We start from the raw sequence: 13,945 nt of genomic DNA, 5'->3' as shown, positions 1-13,945 counted from the left end.
CCGAGGTGGGGGCGATCACTTTAGGAGACCTCCAGTCAGGCTGGCCGACTCCGTCGCAGGGGCGGTGGCCCGGGTCGTCAGTTGGGCCATGGCGGCCTTCACCTTCGGCACGTAGGCCTGGGTCTCCGGGAACGGGGGGATGCCGCCGTACCGGCTCACCGCACCCCCGCCCGCGTTGTACGCCGCCAGGGCCAGGTCCAGGTTCGCGAACTTCTTCAGGTGCTTCGACAGCAGCCGCGCGGCGCCGTCGACGGCCTCGGCCGGGTTGAGCGCGTTCACGCCCAGGCCGCGGGCCGTGGCCGGCATGATCTGCATCAGGCCCTGGGCGCCGGCCCGGCTCACCGCGTTCGGGTTGTAGCCGGACTCGACCTTCGCGACGGCGGCCAGCAGCGCGGGCGACAGGCCGTAGCGGGCGCCGGTCGATTGGAACAGTTCGGCGTACGGTACGGACTCCGGCAGTTGCGTGGTGGACAGGTTGGCCGGGCGGACCGCGGGCGCCGTCGCCGTGGGGATGATGCGGCGGATCGTCGTCGGCGTGCCGGTGACCGGCTCCGTCTTGACCACCTCGCCGGTGTGCGGGGCCACGACCATCCGGCCGTCGCCGGCGTAGATCGCGATGTGGTGCACCGGGCGGCCGAAGGCGAGCAGGTCGCCAGGGCGGGCCTGGGCCAGGGACGGCACCGGCGTGCCGGAGCTCGCCTGGTCGCGGGCGATGCGCGGCAGCTTGATGCCGATGTCGGCGTAGGCGCGCTGGACCAGGCCGGAGCAGTCCAGGCCGTTCTCGGGGACGTTGCTGCCGAACTTGTACGGCGTGCCGGCGTACTTCTCCGCGGCCGCCACGACCTGCGTGCCGGAGACCGGTGTCGTGCGGCCGTAGGCCGGCGTCGCCGTGGTGGCACTGTCCACCTCGGACTGCAGGGCGTCGCGGAAGTGCGCGGAGGCGTCGCTCCACGTCGGACGGTGCAGGCCCAGCATCGAGCGGATCTCGGTGATGCGGGACTGGGCGTCGAGTACGGTCACTGCCGCTCCTCCCGGTAGGAGTTCGACGTCGTGAGGTCGTCGACCGCCCTCTCCTGCGCGGCGGCCTCGGTCCGCTTGCGCGTGGCGTCGTGGCGCTCCTGCAGCTTCTCGATGGTGCGGCGCTGCACGGCCGCGTCCGTCAGCTCGTTCATGCGCTCCTCGACGGATGCGTCCGCGAGCTGTCGCAGGCCGACCGCGGCGGCGAGCTCGCCCGCGAGGGCCTGCCGGGCGGTCAGCGTGGCCGCGTACGCCGCGGCGGTCGCGGCCGAGGGCACCGCCCGGCCCTGCAGGTCGTGCCGGCGGGCCGAGACGCGCTGCTCGGCCTCGGCGGCGTCGACTCGTGCGCGTACGACTGCCGCTTTTGCCATGTCTTCCTGGGCCTTGCGGGCGCGCAGCACCGCGCCCAGCCGGAATCCGCTCTTGGCCATCAGCCACCTGCCAGTAACGATTCGAGCATCTGCCACGCCCGGGGCGCCGGGGTGGTGTCCTCCAGGTCCTGCCGGAGGAAGTCGTTGATCCGCGGCCACAGCTCGCGCGCGCGGTCGGCGTCGGGGTTCGTGCCCGTGACGTACGCGCCGATCTCGACCAGCTCGCGCACGTCGCGGTGCGCGGCCAGCATGCGGCGCAGCGCGGTGGCGTTGGCGCGCTGCTCGCGGGTGGTGACGGCGTTTGCGACGCGGGAGACGGACTCGAGCACGTCGATGCTCGGGAAGTGCCCGGAGGTGGCGAGGCGGCGCTCGAGCGTGATGTGGCCGTCGAGGATGGAGCGCGCGGAGTCGGCGATGGGCTCGTTGTGGTCGTCGCCCTCGACCAGGACGGTGTAGAGGCCCGTGATGCTGCCGACCGGCGCGGGCCCGGCCCGTTCCAGAAGCCGGGGCAGAAGAGCGAAGACACTCGGTGGGTACCCGCGGGTGGCGGGCGGTTCGCCGGCGGAGAGCCCGACCTCGCGCTGGGCCATCGCCGTACGCGTGAGGCTGTCCATGAGCAGCAGGACGTCCTGGCCGCCGTCGCGGAAGTACTCGGCGATGCGCGTGGCGACGAAACCGGCCCGCAGGCGTACCAGCGGCGGCTGGTCCGAGGTGGCGATGACCACCACCGAGTGGGCGAGTCCCTCGGGGCCGAGGTCGTTCTCGATGAACTCGCGCACCTCGCGTCCGCGCTCGCCGACCAGTCCGATGACGGAGATTTCCGCATCGGTACCGCGGGTGATCATCGACATCAGCGAGGACTTCCCGACGCCGGAGCCGGCGAAGATGCCCATCCGCTGCCCCCGGCCGCACGGCACCAGCGTGTCCAGCGCGCGGACGCCGAGCGAGAGGGGTTCCAGCACGCGTCCGCGCTCGAGCGCGACCGGCGCGTCGTTCTCGACCGAGACGTGCGGCAGGCCGGTCAGCGCCGGGCCGCCGTCCATCGGGCGGCCGAGCCCGTCCAGGACGCGCCCGCGCAGCTGCGGGCCGACAGGTATCCGCAGCGGGGCGCCGGTGCCGCTGACCGGGCTGCCGGCGCCGATGCCGGACAGCGGGCCGAGGGGGAGGCAGGCGAGGCGGTCGCCGGAGATGGACACGACCTCGGCCGGCACGATCGGGCTTGCGGCCGGGTCGCCGATCTCCATGAGGTCGCCGACGCGGCCCTCGACGCCGGCCACGGTGACCGACAGGCCGACGATGGAGACGACCCGCCCGGTCACGCGCGGGTGCGCGGCCTGCACGGCGGCCGCGAGCCGCTGTCGGAGCGCTGATGTCACGGTTGCAGGACCTCCCGGACCCGGTCGAGCGCGGGGCCCAGCCGGGCGTCGACGGTCGTGGCGTCGCACTGTGCCACCGCGTCGCCCGGCTGCAGGCCCGGATCGTCCACGAGCGTCACCATGCGGCCGTCCATGACCAGTTCCGTCTCTCCGATCGTCAGCCGGTCGGCCGGGTTGAGCCGTACGGTCACCGGACTTGACGACGGCGCCAGTGCCAGCGCCCGGGCGAGCGCGTCCCGGCCCGGCTCGGCGGCGGTGCCCAGCTCGCGGGTCAGCACCGCCTCGGCGATCGCGAACGCGGTCGCCACGATCTGGTCCTCGACATCGTGCGCGGCGGGCACCGCGCGCCCCTCCAGCGCGTTCGCCGCCTGCCCGAGCGCGTGCAGGGCTTGCTCGACGCGCCGGCGGTGCAGCTCGGCCAGCTGTGCGGCCTCCTGGGCGGCCCGGTCCGCATCCGCGGCGGCCGCCACGCGGGCCTCGTGGACGCCCTGGGCCCAGCCGGCCGCGTACCCGACCGCCTCCGCCTCCGATCGCCAGCGCGCGACGAGATCGGGCGGGAGCGTCTCGCGCTCGCGCAGATCGACGTCGAAGCGCGCGGACGGGGCCGCGCCCGCGCGGGCGTCGCGCAGCACGTTCTCGCCGTAGCGGACCGTCGTGGGCCGTTCGGGCGGCGGGAACGCCCGCGTCGCCGGGGTCATCGGCGGGGGAGGCGGCGGCGGGAACGCCGGGCGCGGGGTGGCGGCCGGCTTCTCCGGCGGGGGCGGGAACGCGAGAGGGTACTCCCGCGGCGCTCCGGCCACGTCGGCGGCCGGGAACTCGGCCGGGGAGAACTCAGCCGACGAACTCATCGTCCTCGCCCCTGCTGATCACGATCTGGCCGGACTCCTCGAGCGTGCGGATGGCCTGGACGATCTTGGCCTGCGACTCCTCGACCTGGCGCAGCCGGACGGGGCCGAGCATGTCGATCTCGTCGGCGAGGTTCTCGGAGGCGCGCTCGGAGAGGTTCTTCATGACCTTCTGCCGTACCTCCTCGCGCACGCCCTTGAGCGCGGTCGCGAGGTCGTTGGTCTCCACCTGCCGCAGCACCAGCTGGATCGAGCGGTCGTCGAGGGACACGATGTCCTCGAACATGAACATCTTCGAGCGGATCTCCTCGGCCAGCTCCGGGTTGCGCCCGGCGAGGCCCTCCAGGATGAGCCGCTCGGTCGCCCGGTCGGTCCGGTTGATGATCTCGACGAGGGGTTCGAGGCCGCCGACGTTGGACAGGTCGCTGGGCTGCAGGACCGAGGACATCTTGCGCTCGAGCGTCGACTCGACCTGGCGGATGATGTCCGGCGAGGTGCGGTCCATGACCGCGATGCGGTGTGCCACGTCGGCCTGCAGCTCGGGGGCGAGGCCCGAGAGGATCTGCGAGGCCTGGGTGGCGGTCATGTGGGCGAGCACCAGGGCGATCGTCTGCGGGTGTTCGTCCTGCAGGAAGGACAGCAGCTGGCGCGGGTCGGCCTGGCCGAGGAAGCCGAACGGCACGTCCAGGAAGACCGTGCTGAGCCGCCCCACGATCTCGCCGGCCCGCTCCCGGCCGAGGGAGGCCTCCAGCAGGTCGCGGGCGAAGTCCATGCCGCCCTGGCCGACGTACTTGTGCCCGGTCGCCATGTCGTGGAACTCCTCGAGCACCACGTTGGCGATGTCCGCCTCGACCTGACCCAGCCGCACGATCTCGGCGGTGAGCTCCTCGACCTCCGCCTCGCGCAGGTGCGCCATGATCTTGGCGGCCTCGTCCTTGCCCATCTGCACGAGCAGGATGGCGGCCTTCCGCAGCCCCGTCATCTCACCCGTGGACATCGATCACCGTTTCTGAGGGTCGCTGTATATCGTGATAAGTCCGATATGTCGTGGCGCGCCAGCGCCCGACATATCGCTTCCGCTGTGGCGGTTGCGTGTGCGCCTCCGCCTTTTCGCCGGGCGCGGTCGGTGGGTGCGTGCTGGGGCGACCCGCGCGGCCGGCGACCGGCGGTCGCGTTTCTGTGTGGCGAGCGCGTGGCCGGTGGCGGCTGCGGTCGCGTTGGTTCAGCTTCGGCGGTCGGCGAGCCAGCCGCGCAGCAGTTGGGCCACCTCGTCGGGTTGCTTCTCGACCATCGTGGTGAGGTCGCGGAAGCGGCCGTCGCGGTCGAACTCCTCGCCCGGGGCGCCGCCGCCCTCCAGGGCCGGCGTCCCGCCCGGGCCGCCGCCGCCCTCCAGCTGCATTTTGGCCCGGGCTGCCTCGATCGCGGCCTGCATCTCCTCGAGGGCGGCGCTCTGTTCCTCGGTGAGCTTCTGCTTCTCCGCCTTGCGCCGTTTGCGTCCGGCGAGGGCCGCGATGATGAGCAGGATCAGCAGGGCCAGCACGATCGCACCCATCTGAATGTACTGCTGCATCACCTCCGCCTGCTGCCCCTTCGCCGCCTCCTTGGCCGCGTTCTGCTCGGCGGTGGCCGCGCTGGTGTCGAACGCCATCGAGGAGACCGCGATCTGGTCGCCGCGGGTCGCGTCCAGGCCCACCGCGGAGGAGACCAGCTGCTGCAGCTGGGCGAGGTCGACCTTGGCCACGGCGCTGTCGACGATCACCGCGATGCCGAGCTTGTCCACGCGCCCGGGCGCGCTCTTCGTGGTCTCGGTGACCATGCCGACCGCGTTGTTGCGGGTCTCCGTCGTCTGCTGGTACTGCCCGTCGCCCCCGCTGCCGGTGCCGCTGGGCACCTGGATGTTGTCGGGGCCGAGCACGCCGCCGACGGGGACGCCGTTGCCGCCGGTGTACTGCTCCGACTTCTTCTGCTCCGACAGCGGCGGCACCGCCGGGTCGGCGACGTATCGCTGGGTCTTGGTCTCGGTGTTGTCGTAGTTGAGGCTGGCGGTCACGTTCACCGCCGAGTGCCCCGGCCCGACCACGGTGTCGAGCATCGTCTGCACCGCCGAGCGTAGCCGCTGCTCATAGGCGGAGGTGGCCGCGCTGCCGCCGTCGCCGGTGCCGCCGCCGGCGTCGCTGGTGGACAGGACCTTGCCGCCGGCGCTGACCACGGTGACCGCGCTGGGCTCGAGCCCCTCCACGCTGGAGGAGACCAGGTGCACGATCGAGGTGACCTGGTCGGCCGTGAGCGTCTTGGTGCCCGTGTTCACCAGCACCGAGGCGGTCGGGGCCTGCCGGTCGTCGCTGAACACGTCCTTCTCGGGGATCGCCAGGTGTACCGACGCCGAGTTGACGTTGCTGATCGAGTGGATGGTCTTGGCGAGCTCGCCCTCAAGCGCGCGGCGGTAGGTCACCTGCTGCATGAACTCGCTGGTCATGATGCCCTGCTTGTCCAGCAGGGCGTAGCCGGCGTCGCCCTGGGCGGGCAGGCCGGCGCCGCTCATCTCGATGCGCAGCGCGTACACCTGGTCGGCGGGCACGTTGATGGTCGTGCCGCCGTCGGAGAGCGTGTAGGAGACCCCGTCGGTGTTGAGCTTGTCGACGATGGCGCTGGCGTCGGACCCGCCGAGGTTGGAGAACAGCGGCGCCATCTGCGGCGTGCCCGACCAGCTCGCGAAGAAGTAGCCGCCGATCGCCAGGGCGAGGACCGCGGCGATCGTGACGGCCTTCTGCCCGGGGCTGAACGACTTCCAGCCGTCGAGGCCCCGCTTTCCCAGCGCGGTGAGCCGGTCGCGCATCAGGCCTGCATCCTCATGATCTCGTTGAAGGCGTCAAGGGCCCGGTTGCGCACGGCGACCGTGAGGCTCGTGGCGAGGTTCGCCTCGGTGGCGGCGATGATGTAGTCGTGCACGTCGGTGAGCCGGCCGGTGGCCGCCTCGACGGCGAGGTTGTCCGCGGTGTTCTGGGCGTCCTGCAGCTTCTGCAGCCCCTGGGCGACCATGCCGCCGAAGTTCGCCCCGGCCGCCGGGTCGGCGGCCGGGTCGGACGTGTTCGTGGCCGCGGTGAGCGGGGTGAGCGAGGAGAGCGGGGAGATGCCGGCTAGGGAGGTGACGGGGTCGATGCTCATCCTCAGCCCTTCCCGACCTGGATCGCCGCCTGGTAGGCGTCCTTGGCGCGGTCGACGACGGTCAGGTTCGCCTGGTAGGCGCGCTGGGCCATGATCAGTTGCGTCATCTGCGAACCGAGATCGATGTCCGGGTACCTGACGTAGCCCTCGCGGTCGGCGACCGGGTTGGTCGGCTCGTACACCAGCCGCCCCTTCGGATCCCCGAGCGCCGTGCCGGCGACCACCACGCCGCCGTCGCCCTCGCCGTAGCGCACCGCCCGCGCCTGGACGTACCGCGCGCGGAACGCCTCCGCGCTCGTCGGCACGGCGTCGTTGATGTTCGCGATGTTGTCCGAGACCGCGTCGAGCCACTTGCGATACACGGTCACGCCGGTGCCGGCGATGCCGATCGCGCCGAAGATGCTCATCGCGGTCAGCCCCGGATCACCGTGCGCAGCAGACCGAACTTGTCGTCGGTCGCGCGCAGCATCGTCTGGTACCGCAGCCCGGTGTCGATGTTGGAGAGCACCTCGTGGTCGAGGTTCACGTTGTTGCCGTCCTCCCGGGTCGGCTCCAGCGACCGGGCCGTGGTGATGGCGGTATCCTTCGGGTCACCCGCCCGCACCGCCAGGCGCAGCGCGTCCTCGAAGTCCACCCGGCCGGCGAGGAAACCGGGGGTGTTGATGTTCGCGATGTTGTCGGCGATCACCCGTTGCCGCTTGGCCAGCCCGGTCAGGGCGCCGTGCAGGGTGACCTGCGTGATGTCCTCGAGCACGAACCAACCCCCGTCGGTGTGTCGCCGGTCCGTGGCGGGTCTGGATGAGCGATCCTTGCTCATTTGGGGCATCGGCGCCGTCACAGCGATGTTGAGGCAGAACGGTGCTTTCTTCGGTTGCCGGTCGGTTGCAGCGGGTGGCGCCGAGTGGGTCCTGAATACTCAGGGAAACCCCCGGTCCGTGATTCCGGGTGCGGGCCGGGTGCAGCCCGGATGTCCGGGGCGCGCCGAGTCCATAGCGTCGTGGCCGTGGAGAAGAGACCGATCAACGCCCAGCCTGGCTCGACGGTGCTTCGCGCTGATCGACCCAGGCCGGCCACCGTCCGGGTCGCGCGCTGGAGTGCCGAGCATCCGTGGCGCGCCATCGCACTGTGGGTCGTGTTCGTCGCCGTGTGCTTCGTCGGCGGGAGTATGGCGGGAACCGTCGAGGCCACCAACCGGGACTCGGCGATCGGCGAGTCCGGCCGGGCCGACGTCATCGTCAGCGACGGTCACTTCGACAACCCGGCCACCGAGAGCGTCCTGATCACCGCGCGCTCCGGCGCGCTGGACACCGGCGCGGCGATGCGCGCCGCCACCGACGTCACCGCCGCCATGCGGGCGCTGCCGGACGTCGCCGCGGTGGGCGACCCGCTACCCTCGCACGACAAGAGCGCGCTGCTGGTGCGGGTCACCCTCAAGGGCGACCCCGACACCGCCTCGGACCGCCTCGCCCCGCTGACCAAGGCGACCGCCGACGTGCAGGCCCGCCACCCGGACCTGCGCGTCGAGGAGACCGGCGGGCCGTCCATCTCCAAGGCGATGGACGACACCCTCGGCGCGGACTTCAAGCGGGCGGAGTACCTCAGCCTCCCCGTCACCTTCGCGATCCTCATCGTGGCCTTCGGCGCGCTCATCGCCGCCGGCGTGCCGGTGCTGCTGGCGCTGTCCTCGGTCGCCGCCGCGCTCGGCCTGTCCACGCTGGCCTCACACCTCGTGCCGTCGACCGACACCACCTCCAGCGTCATCCTGCTGATCGGTATGGCCGTCGGCGTCGACTACTCCCTGTTCTACCTGCGCCGCGAGCGCGAGGAGCGGGCCCGCGGCCGCAAGCACCTCGACGCGGTCGAGATCGCCGCGGAGACCTCGGGGCACGCCGTGGTCGTCTCCGGCATCGCCGTGACGATCGCGATGGCCGGGCTGTTCCTCGCCGGCGACATGGTCTTCTCGTCCCTGGCGATCGGCTCGATCCTGGTCGTGCTCGTCGCCGTCCTCGGCTCGCTGACCGTCCTGCCCGCGCTGCTGTCCAAGCTCGGCCGCTGGATCGACCGGCCGCGCGTGCCGCTGCTGTGGCGCCTGACCCGGCCCCGTACCGATGAGCAGGGCTCCCGCCTGGTCCGGGCCGATTCCCGCGAAGCCACATCGGGCCAGACTGGGCGGAGGGTCTGGTCGGCCATCCTGCGCCCGGCCCTGCGCCGGCCCGCCGCCACCCTGGCGGTCTCGGTGCTCGCCCTGCTGGCCCTCGCGGCGCCGGCGCTGAGCATGCGCCTGACCTTCCCCGGCATGGAGGACCTGCCGCGGACCACGCCGGCGATGCAGGCGTACGACCGGCTGGTGAAGGCGTTCCCGAGCAACGGCACCGTGCACACGGTCGCGGTGCGGGTCCCCGCCGGGCAGCTCGACAACGCCAGGGCGGCCCTGACCCGGCTCGCCCAGAAGGCGGCGGCCGACCCGCTGTTCGCGCCCCTGGACCAGGAGCCGGACATCCAGGTGTCCAAGGACGGCACGGTCGCCGTGCTCGACGTCGCCACGCCGTTCGAGGGCCGCTCGGACCAGGCCAAGGAGTCGCTGACCCGGCTGCGGGGGACGCTCGTGCCGCAGACGCTCGGCGCGGTGCCGGGCGCGGAGACCGCCGTGGGCGGGTTCGTCGCCGCCGACGTCGACTACGCCTCGCACGTGAAGCACAAGCTGCCGCTGGTGATGGGCTTCGTGCTCGTGCTGACCTTCGTCGTCATGGCGTTCACGTTCCGCTCGGTGGTCGTGGCGCTCACGTCCATCGCGCTCAACATGCTCTCGGCGGCCGCGTCGTACGGGCTGGTCGTGCTCATCTTCCAGGGCACCTGGGCCGAGGGAATTCTGGGCTTCAAGTCCATGGACGCGGTGGTGTCCTGGCTGCCGCTGTTCCTCTTCGTCGTGCTCTTCGGCCTCTCGATGGACTACCACGTCTTCGTGGTCAGCCGGATCCGCGAGGCGGTGCGCCGGGGCATGAGCACCCGCGAGGCCGTCCGGCACGGCATCTCCGGCTCGGCCGGCGTGGTCACCAGCGCGGCCGTGGTCATGGTGGCCGTCTTCGCCATCTTCGCCACGCTGAGCACGATCGACATGAAGCAGCTCGGCGTCGGCCTGGCCGCGGCGATCCTGCTCGACGCGACCCTCATCCGCGCGGTCGTGCTGCCCTCGCTGATGACGCTGCTGGGCGACGCGAACTGGTGGGCGCCGCGGTTCATGCGGGGCCGGCCCCGACCGGCGCACCGGGCCGGGGCGGACCGCGACGCGGCCGGGGAGCTGGTCGGGAGCCGCTGAGTTTTCTCAGGGGTGCCCGACGGGTGCCGATGGGGCCGGTGTGCGTAAGAACACACGCCGGCCCTGTGCGGCCGTCATCCTGCCCTCCCGCGACTCCATCGCGTATCGGCGCTGCGCCACCCTCGCCCGCCAGGTGGCCGCCCGCGGCTGGGACGTCCTGGCGATCGAGCCAGCACCCGCCGGGGACGCCGGGGCGGCCGCGCTGCGGGAGATCGGCCTGGGGCAGGGCGTGCGGCAGTACGTCCTGGAGGTCGCCGGCCCCGCGCCGTTCTTCGGCGACACGCCGTCGGAGCGCCTGCTGGCCGAGCTGCTGGCCGGCCACGACGTCGACGTCGTCCACGTGCACCTCGCCGGCGAGCTCGCCGACGCCGCCCTGCCCGAGCGCTGCTGGCTGCTGGGCCTGCCGCTGGTCGTGAGCGTCCACGCCGGGTGGCAGCCGCCGCCGGGCGAGGCCGCCCAGGTCTTCCTCACCGACCAGTTCACCCGCGCCGACCTCGTCTGCGTCGCCGACCACCGCGGCCTGCGGGCCGACTGGCTCGACCCGGGCAGCCCGGTGCTGGACCATGCAAGCCCCCGCGCCGGCAAGGGGTGGGCCGACGTGTACCGCGAGCTGGCCGGCGAGCTCGACCCGCCGGACACCGACCTCACGCTGAGCGTCATCGTCACCACCTACGAGCGCCCGGCCGCCCTGCACGACTGCCTCGCCGCGCTGTGCGAGCAGACCCTGCCCCGCGAGCGCTTCCACGTCGTGGTCGTCGACGACGGCTCCGCCGAGTCCGCCGAGCTGGTCGTCCTGCCGTTCCTGGACCGCCTCGACCTGACCTTCATCCGGCTGGAGACCAACGCCGGCCCCGGCGCGGCCCGCAACGTCGGCATCGAGGCCGGCCGCGGGGACATCCTGTACTTCCTCGACGACGATGACGAGCCCGCGCCCCGATGCCTGGCCGAGCACCTGCGCACCTACGCCGAGCACGGCCAGGACGTCGACGCGGTCGTCGGCTGGACCGGCCCGAGCGCCGATCGGGCCTGCGGCGTCGATGCGTGGCTCGCCTTCCGCGGTACCGTCTACCGCAGCCACGAGGGGTTGCGCCACTTCGGCATCGGCGACTGGCACCAGTTCTGGGGCGGCCGCTGCAGCATCCGCCGCTCGGTGCTGGGCGACTCCCGCTTCGAGGTGCCCTTCGCGGAGGACGCCGACCTCGCCTACCGCCTGTCCCGCCGGCCGCGCGGCCTGCGCGTGGTGCACAACCGCCACGCGGTGCAGCGGGTGCGGATCGGCCTTTCCGCCGACGCGCTGATGCGCCGCGCCGGACGCGTCGGGCAGGCCCGGGCCCACCTCGCCGAGCGGCATCCGGCGCTGCGGACGTACCCGGCGTACCGGAGCACCACCTATGAGGCGACGGCCCGCAAGGCCGGCCGCCGCACCGACGCCCGGCTGCGTCTCATGACCGCCGGCCGCCCGGCGACCGTCGAGGACCTGCGCCGGATGCCCGACCCGCACGGCAAGGGCACCCTGCTCGACCGCCTGCACCAGGACCTGGTGACGGTCAGCTCCATCGAGGCGAGCCTCGGCTGGCTGCTCGTCGCCCGCCGCGCCACCGCCCGCGAGGAGGGCCGCCCGCTGCGCATCGGCGTCAGCGCGCTCTCGCCGCTGCTGCCGGACGTCGCCCGGGAGATCGCGCAGGCGCCGCAGGGCGCGGCCGTGCTCGTGGTCGGCGTGCCGCCCGGGCGGCGGGCGAGCGTCGGGGACCTCGGTGCCGGCGTCGAGGTCGAGCTGCTCGCCTGCGACGCCGAGGACGACCTGTGGCGCACCTGCGACCTGGTCGCCTCGTTCGCGCCGGTGGACGGCCACGACCCGGCCCGCCACGCACTGCCGCTGCCGCGCGGCCCGATCGCCGAGACCCTGCGGCGCCTGCTGGGCGTCCGCGACCTGGTGGGGAGCTTCCGTTGACGGCCGTACTCGAACGCCTGCTGATCCCGCGGGTCTTCCACCGCATCTGGCTCGGCGGGCCGATGCCCGAGCGTGAGCGCGCCTACGGGGAGTCGTGGCGGCGCCACCACCCGGACTGGGAGCTCAAGCTCTGGACCGACGACAACCTCCCGGCCCTGCGGCACCAGGCGCTGTTCGACGCGGCCGGCTCGGTGGCGCGGAAGACGGATATCCTGCGGTACGAGCTGCTGCTGTCCCAGGGCGGCGTCTTCATCGCCGCCGACCTCGAGTGCACCCGCGGCATCGAGCCCCTCCTGGCCGGCGTCGAGGTCTTCTGCGTGCGCGAGGACGGCCACCGCATCGCCGACGGCATCCTCGGCTGCCCGCCCGGGCACCCGCTGCCGGCCGCGGTGCTGGCCGCGATGCCGGACTCGCTGGCCTGGCGGGCCGCCCGGCCGCGCGACGAGCAGACCGGCGCCGAGCTGCTGACCCGGGTCGTCGCCGAGCAGGACGCGCTCGGCCTGGTCTCGCCGGTCGTGTTCGGGCCGGAGCTGTTCTTCCCGTTCCACTGGACCGAGCCGCCCCGCGACGGCGCGGCCTTCCCGTCCGCCTACGCGATCTGCCACTGGACCCAGTCCTGGCCGGGCGGCACCTCCCAGCCCCCGGTCGCCGCGGCTTCCCCCGGCGCCGCCGCTTCGCCCGGCGCCACCGCTTCGCCCGGCGCCGCCGCTTCGCCCCCTGCCGAGGAGGTCGTCGCGCCGCCGGCCAACTCCGCGCGCGTGCTCGTCACCGTCGATCCCGATCTGGTGGAGTCCGCGGCGGTCGTGCTCGCCGGTGCCATCGAGGTCGCCGCGGCCCGGCCCGGGACCGAGCTGGCGCTGGTGGTCAAGGGCGTTGCGCAGGTCACGGCGGCGGTCGGCGACGCGATGGCGGGCCTCGTGCAGCAGCTGGCCGGCGGCGGCGAACTGCCGGACGTCGTGGTGTACAGCGAGCCCGAGGGTGCCGCGCTGGACGCCACCGTGCGCGTGGCGATGAGCGGCAGCCCGGCCGAGAACGCGCGGCAGCTGCTCCGGCTCGCCTCCGGCCACACCCCGGCTCCCGCGCCGCCGCCACCCGTCGCCGCCGCGGAGCGCCAGGGGATGCGCGGGACGTACATCGGCAACAACCGCATGCTCGTCGACGTGGTGTACGGGGCCATGCTCGTGGTGCCGTCCGACGACTACAGCCTCATGCCGTCGCTGGTCACGTGGGGCGCGATCGAGCCGCCGCTGACGAGGTACTTCAGCACCGAGGTCCAGCCCGGCCAGACCGTCGTGGACGTGGGCGCGAACATCGGGTACTTCACGGTGCTGGCCACCCGCCGGGTCGGCGAGACCGGGCGGGTCATCGCGTTCGAGGCCAACCCCACCACGGCCGGCATCCTGCGCGACAACCTCGCCGTGAACTGGCTGACCGAGCGCGCCGTGCAGGTGCGCGACGAGGCCGTGTACTCGCAGAACACCAGGGTCACGTTCAACGCCTCGGCGAAGTGGATCGGCGACTCCTCGATCCGCCACCGGCCCGGCAACGCCAACCGGGTCGACGAGATCACCACGGTGGAGGTGCCCGCGGTCCGCCTCGACGACGCGCTCCAGGACGTCCCGGTCGTCGACCTGCTGAAGATCGACATCGAGGGCGGGGAGTACCACGCCTTCCTCGGCATGATGGGCCTCATCCGCGCCCGCCGCATCCGCCGCATCGTCTTCGAGTGGAACGCGGTGATGCTCGGCGAGGACCGCGACCGCTTCGCCGGCCTGCTGCGCTGCGTCCGCGACGACTGCGGCGGCCGGTTCGCCGTCCTCGACGCGCAGGGCCGCCCGTCGCCGATCGCCGTGGAGGACCTGGAGCGCGTGGCGTTCTACCCCTTCGCCGTCATCGATCTGTGA

General features: G+C 73.0%; 12 protein-coding genes. 3 read left to right on the top strand and 9 right to left on the bottom strand.

The window, feature by feature from the left end:
* Positions 1-15 precede the first annotated feature (15 nt).
* The 9 genes from ACQPY0_RS51380 to ACQPY0_RS51340 form a co-directional block, all read right to left on the bottom strand.
* Complete coding sequence (locus ACQPY0_RS51380; RefSeq protein WP_432978723.1) at positions 16-1,020, bottom strand: transglycosylase SLT domain-containing protein; 1,005 nt, start codon at positions 1,018-1,020, stop codon at positions 16-18.
* The gene (locus tag ACQPY0_RS51375; protein ID WP_432978720.1) at positions 1,017-1,448 is read right to left on the bottom strand and encodes a cell envelope biogenesis protein TolA; all 432 of its coding nucleotides are present in this window, start codon (positions 1,446-1,448) and stop codon (positions 1,017-1,019) included. Before ACQPY0_RS51375 ends, ACQPY0_RS51380 begins: the two co-directional genes overlap by 4 nt.
* Positions 1,448-2,764, bottom strand: coding sequence for a FliI/YscN family ATPase (locus ACQPY0_RS51370; protein ID WP_432978717.1), 1,317 nt, complete (start codon positions 2,762-2,764; stop codon positions 1,448-1,450). Before ACQPY0_RS51370 ends, ACQPY0_RS51375 begins: the two co-directional genes overlap by 1 nt.
* Positions 2,761-3,612: a FliH/SctL family protein gene (locus ACQPY0_RS51365; protein ID WP_432978714.1), complete on the bottom strand. Its 852-nt coding sequence runs from the start codon at positions 3,610-3,612 to the stop codon at positions 2,761-2,763. The genes ACQPY0_RS51370 and ACQPY0_RS51365 overlap by 4 nt, the downstream gene beginning before the upstream one ends.
* Positions 3,596-4,606 (bottom strand): flagellar motor switch protein FliG, encoded by a 1,011-nt coding sequence (gene fliG / locus ACQPY0_RS51360; protein ID WP_432978711.1) that lies wholly within the window; start codon positions 4,604-4,606, stop codon positions 3,596-3,598. The genes ACQPY0_RS51365 and fliG overlap by 17 nt, the downstream gene beginning before the upstream one ends.
* Before the next feature lie 225 nt (positions 4,607-4,831).
* Complete coding sequence (fliF, locus tag ACQPY0_RS51355; protein WP_432978708.1) at positions 4,832-6,445, bottom strand: flagellar basal-body MS-ring/collar protein FliF; 1,614 nt, start codon at positions 6,443-6,445, stop codon at positions 4,832-4,834.
* On the bottom strand, positions 6,445-6,774 hold the full coding sequence (gene fliE / locus ACQPY0_RS51350) for a flagellar hook-basal body complex protein FliE (RefSeq protein WP_432978705.1): 330 nt from the start codon (positions 6,772-6,774) through the stop codon (positions 6,445-6,447). The genes fliF and fliE overlap by 1 nt, the downstream gene beginning before the upstream one ends.
* 2 nt (positions 6,775-6,776) lie before the next feature.
* Positions 6,777-7,181, bottom strand: coding sequence for a flagellar basal body rod protein FlgC (locus ACQPY0_RS51345; RefSeq protein WP_432978702.1), 405 nt, complete (start codon positions 7,179-7,181; stop codon positions 6,777-6,779).
* A 5-nt stretch (positions 7,182-7,186) separates the two neighbouring features.
* On the bottom strand, positions 7,187-7,528 hold the full coding sequence (locus ACQPY0_RS51340; RefSeq protein ID WP_432978699.1) for a flagellar basal body rod protein FlgB: 342 nt from the start codon (positions 7,526-7,528) through the stop codon (positions 7,187-7,189).
* A gap of 249 nt (positions 7,529-7,777) precedes the next feature.
* Between ACQPY0_RS51340 and ACQPY0_RS51335 the strand changes: the two genes are divergently transcribed.
* From ACQPY0_RS51335 to ACQPY0_RS51325, 3 genes are read left to right on the top strand one after another with little or no spacing between them, the layout of a single operon-like run.
* The gene (locus tag ACQPY0_RS51335; RefSeq protein WP_432978696.1) at positions 7,778-10,090 is read left to right on the top strand and encodes an MMPL family transporter; all 2,313 of its coding nucleotides are present in this window, start codon (positions 7,778-7,780) and stop codon (positions 10,088-10,090) included.
* 40 nt (positions 10,091-10,130) lie between these two features.
* Positions 10,131-12,041, top strand: coding sequence for a glycosyltransferase (locus ACQPY0_RS51330; RefSeq protein ID WP_432978693.1), 1,911 nt, complete (start codon positions 10,131-10,133; stop codon positions 12,039-12,041).
* Positions 12,038-13,945 carry an FkbM family methyltransferase gene (locus ACQPY0_RS51325; RefSeq protein ID WP_432978690.1) on the top strand — a complete coding sequence of 636 codons (1,908 nt, stop codon included), beginning with the start codon at positions 12,038-12,040 and terminating at the stop codon, positions 13,943-13,945. The genes ACQPY0_RS51330 and ACQPY0_RS51325 overlap by 4 nt, the downstream gene beginning before the upstream one ends.

The organism is Dactylosporangium sp. CA-233914 (assembly GCF_050942935.1).
Lineage (GTDB): Bacteria > Actinomycetota > Actinomycetes > Mycobacteriales > Micromonosporaceae > Dactylosporangium.
The sequence above is the reverse complement of the archived record's forward strand: the minus strand, read 5'-3'. Positions and strand labels throughout refer to the sequence as shown.

What these genes read in the sequence shown, in the direction of transcription:
- ACQPY0_RS51375 (WP_432978720.1), bottom strand. Translation starts at nt 1,448, where the DNA reads ATGGCCAAGAGCGGATTCCGGCTGGGCGCGGTGCTGCGCGCCCGCAAG.
- ACQPY0_RS51365 (WP_432978714.1), bottom strand. Translation starts at nt 3,612, where the DNA reads ATGAGTTCGTCGGCTGAGTTCTCCCCGGCCGAGTTCCCGGCCGCCGAC.
- fliG (WP_432978711.1), bottom strand. Translation starts at nt 4,606, where the DNA reads ATGTCCACGGGTGAGATGACGGGGCTGCGGAAGGCCGCCATCCTGCTC.
- fliF (WP_432978708.1), bottom strand. Translation starts at nt 6,445, where the DNA reads ATGCGCGACCGGCTCACCGCGCTGGGAAAGCGGGGCCTCGACGGCTGG.
- fliE (WP_432978705.1), bottom strand. Translation starts at nt 6,774, where the DNA reads ATGAGCATCGACCCCGTCACCTCCCTAGCCGGCATCTCCCCGCTCTCC.
- ACQPY0_RS51345 (WP_432978702.1), bottom strand. Translation starts at nt 7,181, where the DNA reads ATGAGCATCTTCGGCGCGATCGGCATCGCCGGCACCGGCGTGACCGTG.